Here is a 16,094-nt window from a genome sequence, read left to right as displayed (position 1 = left end):
GGCAACGCCGGAGCTTTTGCAGCAAGGGTGAGATCGCTTCATTGCCGGATTGCTTTGCGCAGTTGCAGGAGAAGGTCAAATCCCGAACAGGGCAGAAGTTATCGTGGCAATCCAGGAAGCCGGGCTCGATGGCTTTTGGATTGACCGTGCGCTGAATACTGACGGGATAGAAAGCCGTCTTGTCGATCCCGCTTCGATTGCAACCTCACGTCGCCGGCGACGCGCAAACTTGAACAAACCGGATGGAAAGGCACTGGCCAGAGCGTTGCTTGCCTTAAAGCGTGGTAAACCACGTGTTTGTGCGATCGTCAACGTAACATCTCCCAACGGGCGGTGGCATCCCTTGCCATTGCACCTCAAGGCTCAGATCAACCGCGAGCTTGACCGGATTGAATTGCTGCTCGAGCTGCCTTAGCGTGCTCGGCGGCACCCTTATCGGCAAGTAATGCAGCGCATCGCCATCAGGAATTCATCCGCTTTCTCAACGCCATCGACGCCGAGGTACTGACCGGCCTCGCAACAACCCTCGAAGCGACGTCTCAAACGAGGCGTCTTTCACTCTATCATCGGCCTCTAGGCGGCAATAACCGGCCTCCTTCAAGAACACAACCAACGATCCAGACCCTTTTTGTGGGCCACCGACCCGACAAAATCATCGACGCTGTCGACACTGGCACCAAGTGTTACATCCCGTTCTATTAGGATCCGAAACGGGACTTACTGTTAATTACGAGGCTTGCGAAATCAGTTCTCGCCGACGATAGAATCGCAACTTAATTTAGCTTATGTATGCTAGCCTTGACCATTAAAAAATTTCAAGTTATAGTCGTTCTGACTAGTTATGTAATTCACAAACGGTTCCATTTTGCAATCTCGCGGATCGGATAAGCCGTCTTGTACTTAACTTGCTTCAGGGCGAAGCTTGAGCGAATGTTGGCAACTCCCTCAATCCGTGATAGACGCTCAACGATGAGTTCTTGCAGAACACCCAGATTCGGGACGATGACTCGTATCATGTAGTCCGCCTCGCCGGTCATGAGATAGCACTCCATGACCTCAGGTAAATTGGCCATTGCCGCCTCGAATAGTCCCAGTTCTCGCATCGCTTGGCGTTCCAAACGGACTTGGATAAATACGCTCATTAGTCCGCCGAGGGCGTCGGGGTCGAGAAGGGCAACGTAGTGCGATATCAATCTGCTTTCCTCAAGCGCACGAACGCGGGCGAGACACGGAGAGGGAGACAACCCGACGATCTTGGCAAGCTCGACGTTGGTAAGCTTGCCGTTGTTTTGCAGCGTGTCGAGAATTCGCAAATCAAGTGCATCAAGTTTCGGCACGTGTCGGATCCTCGGTGATAAAACGGGTGAATGTAATAGTGGCTTGGTCGACCAGCTTCTTTGGTGGTGCGTCCGTGACCATAAAGTCATGCTTGAGCGGCCATGCATAGCCCCTCAGCATAAGTTGTGGCACGGCGATTTGGGAGAGACGTGCGCGGTATATGTGGAACGTATACGGACCTCCCCCGATTGCAACGGGTCGGCTAGATCAAGATCGTCGGTCACAACTGCTGACGTATATCCGGGTTCTTGATGCGGCTCAACAACGTTGTCGGCACGCCGGGGTGAGACCTCCTTCTGTTGTTCCTTCGTTTGCCGCTTCGCCTGAAGCTGCTTTGTCCGACGGTACGCGCTCGTAGAATGTGCCGCCCGATAGCATGAGCCAATACCCTCGCATTCTGCAGGCGATCGCGACGGCCGTGACATTGGGATGCCGCCAGTGCCGCAGCTTACCTGGCCAGAGGCTTTGAGGATCCTGCTTACCGGCTGCTTTGCCGACCGCAGCGCGAGCGCCATGGACCATCAATGTGTGCAGATAGCGATCGCCGCGTTTGCTGATACCGAATAGCCGCCATGAATGGGCGCACCATCGAACCGATCGGGATCGGGAAACCAACTGTTGCCTCGCTGCTTTCAAGCACGCACATGAGATTTGATGCGCAGACCACCATAGCGGCCAGCGTCTTCGACAAGTGCCCCCTTCAAAAGACCTGACAGAAGACCGCACTCGATCAAATGTTCGGAAAGTCAGAAACTCCTTGCACAACGGACGTCAACCACAGAAGTCAACACGACAGTTGAACCTCAGGAACTTCCGCTCCTTCGGCCGCGCACGCTGCCCAGTCCCGTGAGGGCGAAGGCCGAATGGCTGAGCCACTCGACATGATCTCAGTGTCTGCTCCAAAAAGAAGTGAGTGATTTCAGCGGGTTGTGATTCTGTCGGATTGCTGAGATTCGACGGAGATCATGATGCCCTGGACCGAAACCACTCGCCCCCACTATGAACGGCGCTGCCCGCGCTACGCAAGCGACCTGACGGACGCGGAGTGGGCGCTGATCGAGCCTCTGATGCCATCGCCGAACCGCATTGGCCGGCCGCGCCAGACGAGCTTGCGCGAGGTTGTGAACGCGCTTTTGTATCTGGCTTCGGCCGGCTGCGCGTGGCGGCTTTTGCCGAAGGATTTCCCGCCGTTCTCGACGGTGCAGAAGTATTTCTGGCGCTGGCGCGACGAGGGTGTGCTGCGTGCGATCAGCAACGAACTCGTCATGGCCGCGCGCGAAGGGGAAGGCCGGGAGGCCAGCCCGACGGCCGGCGTCATCGACAGCCAGTCGGTCAAGACTACCGAGAGCGGCGGAATACGAGGCTTCGATGCTGGGAAGAAGATCATGGGCCGCAAGCGCCACATCGTCGTCGACACGTTGAGCCTGCTGGTCGGCGTGGTGGTCCACCCCGCCCACATCCAGGATCGCGACGGTGCGCCGGCCGTTCTGAAATCCATACTGAAGCGCTGGCCGTGGCTGCGCCATGTCTTCGCCGACGGCGGCTACGCAGGGCCGAAACTGCGAGGCGCCCTGCAAAGGATCGGCACGTTCACGATGGAGATCATCAAGCGGTCGGACAGCGCCAAAGGCTTCGACGTCCTGCCGCGCCGATGGGTCGTCGAGAGAACCTTCGCCTGGCTGGGCAGGTGCCGGAGGCTGGCAAAGGACTTCGAGCGATCCATCGAATCCGCACAGGCCTGGTGCTTATCGCAAACATCCGAATGCTCACCCGAAGGCTCGCAAGCGCATGAAAGCACGGCGGTCATTCCGATTCAGACACTCAGACGCAAAACTTTTCGCAGCCGTTGCCCAATCGTTGGAAGCCCGACAAAGTTGTGACAAAGCAAACAGGCAGAAACGGACGCGAAAGGCCGACGAATTGGATTGACACCGTTTTTTGAGCTGGCACACCTCTTGCGCTTTGAACTGCGACGTTCGCCCCCGGCAACGGAGCCGTTCGATGTCAGTATCGACGATTCCGCTGGAGAGTTATCCCTCGCCAGTTGCCTGCGACGGAACGGCACTATGCAGGGACACTATCGACGCGTTGCACGGTGAGGCGTAGCAGCACGTTCGCGAGCACATCTTTCGAGTTGCTATGATTGCACGGAACACGTTTCACGGTCGACGGGAGACTAAACGCGCTTGGTAGCAGCCACGCAAAATCATTTTCGAATATTACAGCGTCAAGATAAGTTGAGATAATCGCTGGACCACGTGGCAGGAGAATATAACATGTCTGATGAATTCAGTTATGGTGAGATCTACGCCCCCATCTACGAAGAATACACCACCGTGCAGGGTAAAATTGCTGAGGTAGACGAGACGGTCGCCTTTCTTGAGCGATATTGCAACGGAGGCAGTGCCCTCGAACTAGGTATAGGCGACGGGCGCGTGGCAGTGCCGTTGAGCGGGCGTGGCGTTAAGGTCGAAGGTATCGATAATTCTTGCAGTATGTTAAAACTTCTCGCCAAGCGTACTGATCTAGTTAAGGCGTGGCAGGGAGACATTGCCCATTTCAGCTCAGACCAACGCTACAATCTGGTGTATTGCATTTATTTCACGTTCCCACTGCTTTTCACGCGCGAAGCGCAAATAGCTTGTCTCCGATCTGCTGCGGAGGCGCTAGATGATGAGGGGGTTTTGGTGATAGAACTGTGGGTGCCAGGCTTGAATCCTCTCGTTGGCGGCCAGCAAACTACAAAGGCGCGGCTAGTGGATCATGAGAATACGATCGTCAACGTGTCTGTCCACGATCCGCTAAACCAGAGCCTGATTTCAACCCTCCTCTGGTTTTCTGGTACGTCGGTCAAACGTTTACCGCAACGCGTTCGTTACGTTTATCATCAGGAACTCGATACCATGGCCGAATGCGCGGGGCTTGAGTTGACGGAGCGGTGGGGAGATTGGTCGAGAGGCGCGTTCACCAAACGATCCGAACGTCATATCTCAGTCTACCGGCGGCGACGGTGTGGGTATCGTGGAGATGATGCAGCAAAGCGGCAAATCCAAACCTGAAGTATGGCGTTAGTAGGAGCGCTTCGCCACGGGAGGCTTCGAAGCCTGAAGTAGCCGACCGTGTGATGGCGCTGACGTTGCTGGACCCGCATCGCGAGACGATGCCCTGGAGCGCCGTCATGATGGCGGCTGCGGCCAGTATTTGCCCTAATGCGGTCCGTCGCATAAGGCGCGCGGGCTGTAGCCAACCGCTGGCGCCAGTTGAAACTCTCCGACGATCCGCAGTTGGTCGACAAGTAGGCTTCTATGTCGATCCGCCTGCTCACGCCATTGTCGACCGCTTCCTCCAAGAGCACAACCAGCAGCCCAAACCCTTCTAGTGGACCGGCGACCCCGCAAGATCATCGCCGCCGTTAAACGCGGACACCAAGTGCGTCCGCTCTCCGCTATTTTGTCAATATCCAAGCCAACAAATCGGTATCTTCCACGAGCCCCGTCTCCGATGCTTGAGGCCCTGTACCGGTCACCCCGCTTGCCCTTCTTCCGTTGCATAACGGATGACGGGCCGCCCTCAGGCCCACCAGTCATTGGGACTTCTATAGCTGGGCTTAATCCCTCGCCGAGTGCTAGCTTCTGTCCGCAGTCAGCACTTGAGCCCCTGCTTTGTGGGGTCTGCTGAGAATCGGCTGGCCGATCCAGCAACGCAGTTACCTGAGTGCTGCTTGCCCTATGGCGGCCTAACCCATCCATCGTCCCGGCGAAGGGACCTTGCTTCCAGGGGAGATGATGGGATTGCCCGTCCGAAACTTGTATTGTTGTCTTCTTCCGGATTAGGCGGCCATGGTTGGCATTGGCTTATGGGCAACGTCGGATGGCTTGCAATCAGCTCGCGGATCGGTGCCGCATCGGTGCGCCGCGTAGTCGGCCCTACCCTTTGAGGCCAAGCCGCGCACTAGCCCGCATGCTCATCTAGATGTCGTGAAGCGTTCCCTGTGAGCTTGCAGGCGGTCAGCAGCACGCGCACGTCCTGGGGCGAGAAGAGATTTGCAATGGACCGGCCCGAACCAGCCAAGCCGCATCAACTGCCGATGCCCCGCGCGTGTCTGTCTTCACCGGCATCGCCTTGAAGGCTGCGCGCACGTGGCGCGTGTCGATCAGTTCGACCGCCAGACCCGCCTTCGTCATCCACATGTAGCCATAGCGATAAGGGACCGGCCTCCAGACCAATGTGTTCCATGGCCACGCCAAGCTCGCCAAACCAGGCTATCAGCTGATCAGGGTCGCTGGGGACCTTTGCTTCCCGTACGATGCGGCCATCCGCATCTACCACGCGCACACTCGAGTATCCCAATATTACGTCAATCCCTGCATTTTGTTCATGGTCGTCTCCCTGATGCTATGGAGCACGCACTCCCGCGACACCATCATTGTGAGTGACGACCACCAGCCTTTCAACCTAGCTTGGCTGGGCTCCGCCCGTTACACTATCGAGCCGGCTTTCAACAAATTTGCTGACCTCTCGCTTGGAATGCAGCCCACCGAAATTTCTTCGCGGACCGCGGGCGTGCTGGCGGCAATTGTCTGGGGCACTTGACGCGCTTGGCCCGGTGCCGTCGGCGGCGAAGAACGGCACGAACCCGAGGAAGGCCTGGGTCTCTTCCTCAAATCCACCAGCCCTTCAAAGCTCTCCCATTCGCGATCGGGCCTTCATCTGTTGCTGAAGACTGCATTTCGCCATGGCTCTCGCCTGCTCGCCTGCTCGCCTGCTCGCCTACCAGCCACGACCGCGCTTGACGTCACCATGTAGGCACAGATCTTGCGGCTCATAGTCGATCTGAAAGAGCACGCTTGGAACGGCTGTCATGTTCATCACGCAAGATCTGAGTGTTGCGACCGAGACCTGCCAACGCGTGACTTTCTGTACGCAGACCGGGTCGTTGAGGAGGCGACCGCAATCGGTCTGTTCGCGCGCCCCAAGCATTCCTACACTCAGGACCTCACGCGATCGGTGCCGGATCCGCTGCGCGGCCTCCCAGCGCCGCCTTCCAGCAATTCGCGGCATCGTGCCAAACCTGCGCGAGTCGATCGTCGGGAGCAGCTTTGCGCCTCGCTGCCGTTCGCGATCGATATTTGCCGCGAGAAGACGCCCATACGTGAAGACACGGCGAGCCACGGCGTGCTGGCCCGCCGAAGAGGTTATGTGCGCGTGAACTGTCCTTTGCTTCAAGAAACAACCACTTCACGCTTGGCGCCCGATGCAGATGGTTTTTCGGATCCTTATTCATCGCTGAAACCGCGCCTCACTGTAGGGCGAATTATCAGTGAACCGGTCGAGAGCTTTGAACGTTTCAGTCCGAAGCGGCAGGTCCTTTTTCGACTGGTTTGGCATCAGAAGCACAGACGCTGTCACGGTAAACTATATTAACCGAAACGAGGAAATTATATGGAAAGACACTCGCACGAGAGCGATCGCGATCCAATCGAGCAGGATGGCTGCTTTGATACGGTTGGCTCGATTGCCACGAACGTTGCAAACGGCTTCACAATGGCGGCGGTTGGCGACCTTCTTTACGCGCGTCCCGTAACAAAAGGCTATCATCCAGGCCTCGCCGATGTTCTCAGGATCTTCAACGGGGCTGACGTGACGTTCGGCAACTTGGAAACCAACATCTTGGACTTTCAGTCAAAGGGATGCCCGCAGGCTGAGTACGGCGGTGCGTATTGCATAAGTGCCCCGGAGCTGGGAGCTGACTTGAAGACGATGGGCTTCAATATGGTGAGTCGCGCGAATAATCACACACTTGACTGGGGCGTCGAAGGTATGCGTGAGACCACCCGGGCCCTCGACGCGAACGGGATCGTACACGCGGGAGCTGGGGAAACTCTCGGCCAGGCCGGTGCAGCCCGCTTTCTCGAGACCCCCCGCGGCCGCGTGGGGATGATCTCGTTTGCGACGACGTTCAGCCCGATGGCTCGTGCGTGCGATCCTGCTGGAGAGGCGCCCGGAAGACCCGGACTCAACGCCCTGCGCTTGACGAAAAGCACTCTGCTTCCTGGAGAAATGCTTGAAGGATTGAAGCGTGTCCGCGAAGTGCTTCCGGGCTGCAATCTCCCCGACAAAGATCCCGACAAGGTCGTACTTGGCGGGACAATTTACAAGGCTAGCGAGAGGCCCGGCTATAGCTTCGAAGCTGACAGGCGCGACGTCGCAGATATTTTGCGGAACATTCGTCGGGGTAAGCAATTCTCCGACTTTTGCATTGTGACGAACCACGGGCATGAACCCGGGGAATGGAGTCAAGATCCACCTGATTACGAGCAGTCGTTTGCCCGGCAGGTCATCGATGCTGGTGCAGACGCATACATCGTACATGGACCTCATATCCTGCGAGGAATAGAAATCTATAAAGGACGCGCCATCTTTTATAGCCTGGGAAATTTTCTCTGCCAGGATATCCGAACGCCAGTCGGCGCGGATATGTTCGAAGCATACGGCAAGGACCCACGGTTCGATACAGACGCCGAAGTGACGGTCGATGAGATAGCAAAAGGATACCCGACGGTCGAAGGGTTAGTGGGCCCCCAGTCTGGCGTAGAATTCTATGAGAGCATTGTTGCCGTCAGCCGATTTGATGACAATCAGCTCACCCTTTTGTCGCTCTATCCAATCGAGCTGCGAAGGTCCGAGAGGTTTGCGAACCGGGGCGTGCCGCGTCTCGCCTCCGCCCCGCAAGCAACAGCCATTCTGGAACGGCTCCGGAAGCTCTCGGAGCCCTATGGCACCAAAATCGGGATCGAGAACGGCGTGGGATTGATCCAACTGCATACCCGGTATTTCCAGAGGCGGTTGGTGCGGGAATGAGTTGCGAACTGCCTGACGCGGCGGTGGCTAGATTGCCGTCGTTTTGTCTGATGCTGGTTGCCGATTTCCGCATCACCGCGACGTTTTCCCCCGCTCTCGCCGTCATGCGAACGCAGTTCGCCCCTGGTGCCAGCGAAGGAGATGGTAGGGCATCGTGCAGACAAACGGGCCCTCACCGCCAAGAATCCGCCCCAGCCGATCGTGTTCCAGGATCAGGTCGACGTCATCACCGATGACAGGCTCGGCTGGAGCGATTGGATGCCCAGCTAGCCGAGCTAGTGCCAAGCTGGTCGATGGCGCGGGTGGTGATGGCCTATCAGGCGCTGCATGGTGTGTCCTTCATCGTCGCCGTCACTTTTGTCAGCGAAGTCGGCGATGTCCGCCGCTTCTACAATCCGCGAGCTGATGGCCTTTCTCGGCCTGGTGCCCTCGGAGCGCTCGACCGGCGAGACGGTCAGCGCGGCGGCCGGACGTTGGCCGGCAATCGCCGTGTGCGCCGCGTGCTGATGAAGGCGCCTGGAGCTACCGCTATCCGGCCCGGGTGACGGAGCCCATTCGCGTCCTCGAGGTCTGCCGAAGGCGGTGCGCGAGATCGCCTGGAAGGCGCAGACCCGGCTTGCACCCGCTCCCGCAGCATGACGGCGGCCGGCAAGAACAAACCCATCGTCGTTGCGGCAATCGCGCACGGGATGGCGGCGTTCCTGTAGAGGCCATCGGCCTCCAGGTCGAACCGGTGCGTTGAGATGTAGTGCGCTTCTTCATCGAAGATCAGGATACCGAGAAGCGCGCCCCCTGGAAGAAAAACCGGGCAGCACGGTGACGGGATATAGCGGGTAGGGAACTCCCGTCGTAACTATGTGGCTGGGCATCAGCCCAACGCCCGATTAGATAGCCCAGGATGGATTACGGAAGTGCGGTAAGCAACCCGGGGATAAGAGCTGGATCAACCGTCGTCTCAAGGCCCTATCCCGTCGCCGTGCTGTCCTCATCAATTGCAAGCAAAACGTGACGTGTGGCAAAAGGCATAGGGCGAAGAAGGTCATCCATCATTTCTTGACCACGGAGTTATGTGGCCGAGCCGATGCGCCGACGCCCGCCTCGCGACCGAGGACAGCCCCCAAGCGAAGGATGAGTCTCTGATCAACCGTCGTCTCTGAGCTCCACCCAGTCCCTGTGCAGCTTCAGCCGATCCGACTGCTTGTCAAACCAGCCAAGCAGCCGAGCCTTCTTGCCTAATCTTCACAGGGAACATGGGAGACTAGCCTCCTACGGAACGTTGCCATTGCCGCCGGAGTGGTGCGCAGATCAATTTGCCGCCGCTGCGCGCAGGGTCGCGACATACTTCGGACGCCACCCCTCGCTCTTTATTTGAACGTGCTCTTATTGCGTATTTCAGACGATCGTGAGCAGCACCCAAGCTGTCATCGCTGACCGGCCGCACCCCGAACAGGGCTTTCGCACCTGTCTCGGCATTCTTTCTCTGACCAAGAGCTACGGCAGCGCGTGCGTCGACGCAGCCTGCCAACGCGGCATCCTCATCAAAGCACTCTCCGTCGCCTCGATCCGTTCGATCCTTGGGAACGGCCTTGATCGCTTTCCTCGACGAGACGCCTGACCATCAACCCTGCGCCACCGGCAGCATCCGCGGTCAGGGCTATTTCCACTGAACCATGGAGATCGCAATGCTCACCTATCCCAACCCTGAACGAGTGATCGCACTCGGCTTGACCGGAATGGCCAAAGCCTTCGAGGAGCAGCGATGATCACCGGATCTCGATGCCCGGTCGTTCGAGGGGCGCGTTGGGCTTCTTGTCGATCGCGAAGCCGCCGAGCGCGACACCAAACGGCTCACCACAGGCCTCAAATTCGCCGCGCGGCGCCGGAGCGTCTGTGTGGAAGATGTCGATTTGCGTACCCCGCGCGGGATCGACCGCGCCGTCTTCGCCAGGGCCGTCTGCGGTGACTGGATCGACCGCCAGGAGACGTGCTGGTCACCGTCGCAACCGACCTGGGGAAGAGTTGGATCGCCTGCGCCCTCGGCCACAACGCCGCGACATCCTGGAAATCCTCGATGATCGCCACGGCCGCGCGCCCACAATCGTCACCAGCCAAATCCCCGTGGAACACTGGCACCATGTTGTCGGCGATCCCACGCTGGGCGATGCGATTTTGGATCGCCTCGTTCACGACGCTCGCCGCCTTCAACTCATCGGAGAAAGCATGCGAAAACATAAAGCCCGCGCCCACGCTCTTGAAGCAGCCGCAAACACCTGAATCAATCAACAGGTCGGTCGAAGCGGCCGCTCATGATCGCGTGAAATGGCTGCTCACGATCAATCGCGATCGGCTTGCCAGCCGATCGCGATGCGAAGGAAATTGGTACCCAAGGCAATCAATGCGGCCCGCTGCCGATTGCCGGGCCCGTGAGCGCCTGCGGTGGGCTCGTAGAAATAAGCCGGGTAGCCAAGAGCTTGCAGCTTTGCAGCCATTTTGCGCGCGTGGCCTGGGTGAACGCCGTCGTTCCGCTGCGTCGTGGCAAGCAGGATCGGCGGATAGGGCTGTCCCGGCGTCGCGGCGCGATAGGCGGAGATTTCCTTCAGGAACGCCCAATCCTCCGGCTGGTCGGGGTCGCCATATTCGTCAATCCAGTTCGCGCCTGCCAAAGGTTTGGTGTAGCGGCGCATATCGATAAGCGGAATTGTGCAGAACAGAGCGCCGAAACGCTCAGGATAGCGCGTCAGCATATTGGCAACCAGGAGGCCGCCATTTGATCCGCTCTCGGCAGCAATCCGCCCCGGTCGCGTAATGCCCCTTCGCACGAGGTCGGTGGCAACTGCGGCGAAATCGTCATGAGCGAGACGCTTGCTCTCCATGCCCCAGCCTTCGTGCCAGCGGGTGTCGAATTCGACGCCTGAACCGCCCTCTCGCATGTTCGCCATCACACACGTGCCGCCGCGTTCGAGCCATAGCTTGCCGATAAGGGAGTTGTAGCATGGCAGGAGCGATATGCCGAACCCGCCATAGCCGGTAAGGTGAACCGGAGCATCCCCGTTGCTGCTCGCCGGGCCGACCTGCGTATAGGGGATCATCTTACCATCGGTCGAGACTGCCTCGTGGCGCGTGACCACCAGCCCGGATGCATCGAAATTCTCCGGGTTGCGCTTGAGGATCACTGGAGCGACGAGAGGCGGCGCGCCATTGAGTTCGAATAGGAGAAGCTGCGGCGGCGTGATCGGGTCCTGAGCCGACACGAGGACCTGTCCATTGGACTCGTGCCGTTCCGCATCGAGCGGCCAGAGATGAACAGTCCCTTCGGTAGGCATGGTCTCCAGGGCTTGGCGCGTCCATTCCTGACGGCCGGGTATCCACATCTCGAAAAGCGGAACGAGGTTGGCGAGATAGGAGATGATGAGCTTCCCGTCATTCCAGAAGAATGACTGTAGTGTGCGCCTGTCGACTGGTGCAAAGAGGGTGCTAAAATCGCGCTCGCCGGCGATAAAGGAGGAGAGTGAGATGCCGATCAGCGCGTCTGCGGCATAGGTCGTCCCGCCAGTCGTCCAGAGCTTGCGCGGCTTTACCGCCAGCCAATCGCTGAAAGCATCCCACCAGGCGTCCCGAGGAAGGCCGATCTGCGTTTTCGGCCCGCTCCTATTGCCGATACGGCAGATTTTTTCAAAGAAGGCCGGCCGCTCGATGAACCAAAGCCGCTCGCGCTCGGCGGTGCGATCCAGGTGGCCGGACACGCCGAGGGATTCGGAACCGGTTTCGAAGATTACCGGCGCGGTGAGCGGATCGGTGCCACGCTCCCATAGCCGCACGGTGCGCGCGGAGCCGCAGCGGGTAGCCATGCCCGCACCAAGTGCACTGGACAGCAGAAGCGTGTTAGGGTCGAGCCAATTAGTGCCGCCCTTGGCCTCCGGCAGATTGAAACCGTCGGCGACGAAGCTCAGAGTTGCCAGATCGAATTCGCGATGCAAGACAGCGTCACCGCCGCCGCGCGACAGGCGTACAACGGCTCTTTCCCCCTTCTCCGGCTCAAGCGATGCACCGCCCCAGATCCAGTCCTCTCCATCGCCGGCGGCGAGGACGTCCAGATCGAGCAATAGCTCCCAATGCGTGTCCACCTCCATGTAGGAGGCAAGGGTAGTCCGGCGCCACAGTCCGCGCGGATTTCCGGCATCTTGCCATAAATTATAGAGGTACTGGCCCCGGCGCGTGATCAGGGGGATTTTGTCGGGATGGTCGAAAATCGCTGTCACGGCGTCGTAGTCGCGCTCGAACTGGGTTCCATTGAAGTGCTCAAGGGTCCTGGCCGACTGACTGGCCGCCCAGGCAGGTGCCCGTTCGCCTTCTACATTTTCAAGCCAAAGATAGGGATCATCGTCGGGAGCATTCAGAGTTGGCAGCAAATCGAATGCGGTCATTTCCGGGCAACCTGAACACTGTTGGCTCGGGAACGCTCAGTGTCCGCGGCGCCGGCCGCAAGTTCGAAAAGCATTATCATGGGGTGAGTTCTTCTCAGTCGGCGCGGCGCGGCAGTGTGTTTGCGGGTGGCACTGCATGTGCCGTGCCAACCAGGAAAATCGTTTCAGAACAATGAAATCCTTTGATGGCGCTGTGTCGCATGTCCGACATAGTCGAAGATTCGACAATAACTAAAACCGTATCCTTGCGAGTGGCCAATTGGCATGAGCGGGGCGCTACTATTCATCCGCAGCCGGTGGGCGATTCCGCGCATCTTCCTGGTCGCGACCGGGCAGCCACAGGCCCGGCATGCAACGGTGCGACGCCTTCCGCAAGATCGTTCTAGTCACCTCCACGTTGCGCCAACGGCTTAGTGTTCAAGGGTGTTCCTCTCATGGTGTTTGGAACAGATTGCTCGGACTCCGTTTCCACACCACCACCTGAGGGACAGCGACACAACTTGGCTTTGCTCGCGAAAGCCGGTCAATTCCGGCATCTAGCCGGCCTGCGCGATTAGACGGCTGCGCGAATGGCTTTCGCCCAGCGCGTTTTCTCCATTTAGAGCCTTTCACGTTTTGACGGAAGCGTATCCGGCATTTACGAAGTAGTTCTTGCATTCGGCTGCCTCGATGGTTTCGACGAGGTGGCCGATGTGGCGCCAGGTGTCCTCGACGGTACGTTTCTGCGCTTGGCGCATCCAGTGTTTGATCTTGGCGAAGGCCTGCTCGATCGGATTGAGATCCGGGGGAGTAGGGCGGCAGGTACCAAAGCCTGGCGCCAGCAGCCTTGATCATCTGCCTGATGGCCGCCGACTTATGACTTCCTAGATTGATGGGGTTGTCTAATCGCAGCTTGGGCGTCAAGCATCTATCGCGTTGATACGGCGCTGCCGGGTGCATGGTTGTCTTCGCGGTCGACATCGGCCGCCGCATGATGGAGCTTCGCGGGACGAGCCTTCAATGTGGACGACGCACTTTGCTGAGACAGCGGTGCAACCCCATCAGCGGAATGGCTCGGCTCACGTCCCGGCAGGGACGCCTCAGGCGCTCAGATTCTGAACGCTATCTGGATTTACGCCGTGGCTCCTGCACTCGGATTGAAGAGCTCGCCGGTCTTGAGCATCGTGTGCATGATCACCGCCAATTTGCGCGCGACGGCCACGGCGGCTCGTTTGAAGCCGATCCTCTCCCGGAGCTTTAGACCCCATGCACGTAGGCTGCTTTCGGTCGAACAGCGTGTCAGGATGACCGCGGCGGCTTCGTAGAGAAGCCCTCGCAGATGTCGATCCCCGCGCCGGGATATATGGCCGTCATAATCGACTTCTCCCGATTGGTATCGGCGGGTTGTCAGGCCGATCCAAGCAGCGACAGAGCGGGACTTCTTGAAGTTGTTTGGATCCTCAATGGCGGTGACGAAAGAGGTCGCGGTGATCACGCCGATGCCGGGAATCGACATGAGGGTGCGGCAGGCTTGGCTTTGACGAGCATCCGTAACCAGTTGCCGCCCGAGCTCGGCGGCGCGAATGCGAATGCCGCGCCAGGCCTCCAACATTGGTATCACGATCGGAGCAAGCTCGCTCTGATCGATAAGGAGGCTCCGGACATTCTTTTCGAATGCAGTTCCCTTACCTGCTGGGACGAGCAGGCCGAACGTTTTCATGATCCCGCGGATCTGGTTGGAAAGCTCGACGGTGATCCGGACCAATCGGGTGCGTGCTGCCACGAGCGTGCGGGTCAACATACTGTCGAAGCCTTTTACTCGCACCTCGCGAAAGAACCCCGCTTCAGCAAGATGCGCCAAACCATCGGCGTCATTCGCATCCGTCTTGTTCGCCGCCATATCGAGAGCGGCTTTGGCATGGCGCGCATCGATGCAGATGGCTGGCAATCCCTCGGCGCGCAGCGCATGATAGAACCACACCGACAGCGGGCCGGTTTCGAACACGACACGCTTTGCGGCCGGCGCCCGCTTGCGGACAAGCTCGGCAATGATGTTGGGATCAGATGCGCACTTTCCGCGCCAGATCCGCTCGCCTCCACGGCGGATCGACACCGCCGTCTCTTTCATCGACACGTCGAGACCGATATATTCTGTCATGGCTGTTCTCCGTTGATGCTGGGCCCGGCATCCAGTCGTGAGCCCGTTTCCATCTTATCGGGGAACAGCCACCCTCCAACGCTATGATCGGCTCCAGGGCACGTCGCTCCCGCGATTACCCCATGTGGACGCCCCCTGGCGAAGAACCTGTTCCAGGCGCACGGCTCAGATGCGTTGGGAGCCGTCCTGTTTAGAAAGAAGCTTCGCCGCGATCACGTTCTTGAGTTCCTCGCTTCTCAGCCGGTCTGCACGGTTGCCATGGAAGCGTGCGCCGGCAGCCATTATTGGGCGCGGGAGATCGCGAAGCTGGGTCATGGCGTCCGGCTGATCGCTCCGGGCTACGTCAAGCCTTTCGTCAAGCGGCAAAAGAATGATGCAGCCGACGCGGAAGCGATCTGCGAAGCGGCCCAGAGGCCGACCATGCGTTTCGTGGCGGTGAAGAGCGAAGAGCAACAGGCCGCGGCCATTGTGTTCCGCGTCCGCGATCTTGTGGTTCGCCAGCGGACCCAGACGATCAATGCAATACGCGGTCATCTTGCGGAATTTGGACTTGTGGCTGCGCAAGGCCTCTTCCACGTCACTAAACTTGTTACGGCGATTGAGCAGATGGACCCCACTGTCCCCGAAGCCGCCCGCCCGATCCTGTCTTTACTCGTTGAGCAGTTGCGGTCGCTGGATGCGAGAGTGGCCGAGCTCGACCGAGAGATTGGCCGGCGCGCCAGAGAGGATGCGGAAGCCAAGCGCTTGATGACGATTCCCGGTATAGGACCGATCACCGCGACGGCGCTTGCCGCGTTGGCCCCGTCCGCTCAGACCTTCAAGAGAGGCCGGGACTTCGCGGCATGGCTCGGACTAACGCCGCTGCAACGTTCTTCGGGCGGCAAGCAAAAGCTCGGCGAGACATCCCGCATGGGCGAGCGAACCCTGCGACGGCTGCTGATCATTGGGGCCAGCGCCGCTGTGCGCTGGGCCATGCGGAAGGGGTCGACCGGGGATCCGTGGCTTTCGCGGATGCTTGAGCGCAAGCCACCCATGCTGGTCATCGTCGCCTTGGCCAACAAGACGGCGCGCATCGTGTGGGCATTAATGGCCAAAGGCGGAACCTATCGAACGCCGGCCATAGCAGGATAGTCCGCTCCTCGAGCGGGCTGCCATGGTGTGAGAAGGTCGAACGGAGAGTATGGCGCAACGGTCAACGAGACGGGATCGGGAAAACCAGATCATGGATACGCGCCTTGAGCGCGCCAGGTTGAATTGGACCCGATCCGCGAACTCCCATACGGGCCCGCGGCATGTGACAGCCGCAACAGAGGCCGGACACATGTCAGCACCCG

9 protein-coding genes and 6 pseudogenes are annotated in these 16,094 nt (G+C 59.1%); 11 read left to right on the top strand and 4 right to left on the bottom strand.

What is annotated here, in order from left to right:
- Positions 1 to 26: 26 nt before the first annotated feature.
- A pseudogene (locus AC04SF_RS30035) lies at positions 27 to 406 on the top strand (IS110 family transposase); the annotation flags it as partial.
- 442 nt (positions 407 to 848) lie between these two features.
- On the opposite strand, the gene AC04SF_RS30030 reads toward AC04SF_RS30035, so the two are convergent.
- A complete protein-coding gene (locus AC04SF_RS30030; RefSeq protein WP_488480722.1) occupies positions 849 to 1,337 on the bottom strand; it encodes an Lrp/AsnC family transcriptional regulator in 489 nt (162 codons plus the stop codon).
- A gap of 969 nt (positions 1,338 to 2,306) precedes the next feature.
- Between AC04SF_RS30030 and AC04SF_RS30025 the strand changes: the two genes are divergently transcribed.
- The 9 genes and pseudogenes from AC04SF_RS30025 to AC04SF_RS29985 all read left to right on the top strand — a co-directional run bounded on the left by AC04SF_RS30025 (position 2,307) and on the right by AC04SF_RS29985 (position 10,473).
- Positions 2,307 to 3,130, top strand: a protein-coding gene (locus AC04SF_RS30025) for an IS5 family transposase (RefSeq protein WP_488480721.1) whose coding sequence is annotated in 2 segments (ribosomal slippage) — positions 2,307 to 3,081 and positions 3,081 to 3,130 — 825 coding nt in all. Because the reading frame shifts where the segments join, the coding sequence is not laid out codon by codon here.
- A gap of 484 nt (positions 3,131 to 3,614) precedes the next feature.
- Positions 3,615 to 4,397: a methyltransferase domain-containing protein gene (locus tag AC04SF_RS30020; RefSeq protein ID WP_488480720.1), complete on the top strand. Its 783-nt coding sequence runs from the start codon at positions 3,615 to 3,617 to the stop codon at positions 4,395 to 4,397.
- A 266-nt stretch (positions 4,398 to 4,663) separates the two neighbouring features.
- Positions 4,664 to 4,770: pseudogene (locus AC04SF_RS30015) on the top strand (IS630 family transposase); the annotation flags it as partial.
- Between the two features lie 795 nt (positions 4,771 to 5,565).
- Positions 5,566 to 5,931 carry a hypothetical protein gene (locus AC04SF_RS30010; RefSeq protein ID WP_488480719.1) on the top strand — a complete coding sequence of 122 codons (366 nt, stop codon included), beginning with the start codon at positions 5,566 to 5,568 and terminating at the stop codon, positions 5,929 to 5,931.
- Positions 5,932 to 6,153: 222 nt separating this feature from the next.
- Positions 6,154 to 6,762 (top strand): hypothetical protein, encoded by a 609-nt coding sequence (locus AC04SF_RS30005; protein WP_488480718.1) that lies wholly within the window; start codon positions 6,154 to 6,156, stop codon positions 6,760 to 6,762.
- An 18-nt stretch (positions 6,763 to 6,780) separates the two neighbouring features.
- Positions 6,781 to 8,199 carry a CapA family protein gene (locus AC04SF_RS30000; protein WP_488480717.1) on the top strand — a complete coding sequence of 473 codons (1,419 nt, stop codon included), beginning with the start codon at positions 6,781 to 6,783 and terminating at the stop codon, positions 8,197 to 8,199.
- Between the two features lie 236 nt (positions 8,200 to 8,435).
- Positions 8,436 to 8,941 (top strand): annotated as a pseudogene (locus AC04SF_RS29995) (transposase); the annotation flags it as partial.
- Between the two features lie 672 nt (positions 8,942 to 9,613).
- Positions 9,614 to 9,866 (top strand): annotated as a pseudogene (locus tag AC04SF_RS29990) (IS21 family transposase); the annotation flags it as partial.
- Between the two features lie 15 nt (positions 9,867 to 9,881).
- Positions 9,882 to 10,473 (top strand): annotated as a pseudogene (locus AC04SF_RS29985) (ATP-binding protein).
- A gap of 59 nt (positions 10,474 to 10,532) precedes the next feature.
- Here the strand turns inward: AC04SF_RS29985 and AC04SF_RS29980 are convergent.
- The 3 genes and pseudogenes from AC04SF_RS29980 to AC04SF_RS29970 all read right to left on the bottom strand — a co-directional run bounded on the left by AC04SF_RS29980 (position 10,533) and on the right by AC04SF_RS29970 (position 14,760).
- Positions 10,533 to 12,623: a prolyl oligopeptidase family serine peptidase gene (locus AC04SF_RS29980; RefSeq protein WP_488480716.1), complete on the bottom strand. Its 2,091-nt coding sequence runs from the start codon at positions 12,621 to 12,623 to the stop codon at positions 10,533 to 10,535.
- A gap of 608 nt (positions 12,624 to 13,231) precedes the next feature.
- A pseudogene (locus tag AC04SF_RS29975) lies at positions 13,232 to 13,493 on the bottom strand (transposase); the annotation flags it as partial.
- 241 nt (positions 13,494 to 13,734) lie between these two features.
- The gene (locus AC04SF_RS29970) at positions 13,735 to 14,760 is read right to left on the bottom strand and encodes an IS110 family RNA-guided transposase (RefSeq protein ID WP_488480715.1); all 1,026 of its coding nucleotides are present in this window, start codon (positions 14,758 to 14,760) and stop codon (positions 13,735 to 13,737) included.
- A gap of 114 nt (positions 14,761 to 14,874) precedes the next feature.
- On the opposite strand from AC04SF_RS29970, the gene AC04SF_RS29965 reads away from it, so the two are divergent.
- Positions 14,875 to 15,891, top strand: a complete 1,017-nt coding sequence (locus AC04SF_RS29965) for an IS110 family RNA-guided transposase (RefSeq protein ID WP_488480746.1) — start codon at positions 14,875 to 14,877, stop codon at positions 15,889 to 15,891.
- Positions 15,892 to 16,094: the final 203 nt, after the last annotated feature.

The sequence above is a fragment of the Mesorhizobium sp. CNPSo 4671 genome, assembly GCF_057784245.1.
This window is presented reverse-complemented; position numbering and strand designations above follow the sequence as displayed.

Coding starts and splice junctions, on each gene's coding strand:
- AC04SF_RS30020 (WP_488480720.1), top strand. CDS start 3,615: ATGTCTGATGAATTCAGTTATGGTGAGATCTACGCCCCCATCTACGAA.
- AC04SF_RS30000 (WP_488480717.1), top strand. CDS start 6,781: ATGGAAAGACACTCGCACGAGAGCGATCGCGATCCAATCGAGCAGGAT.
- AC04SF_RS29980 (WP_488480716.1), bottom strand. CDS start 12,623: ATGACCGCATTCGATTTGCTGCCAACTCTGAATGCTCCCGACGATGAT.
- AC04SF_RS29970 (WP_488480715.1), bottom strand. CDS start 14,760: ATGACAGAATATATCGGTCTCGACGTGTCGATGAAAGAGACGGCGGTG.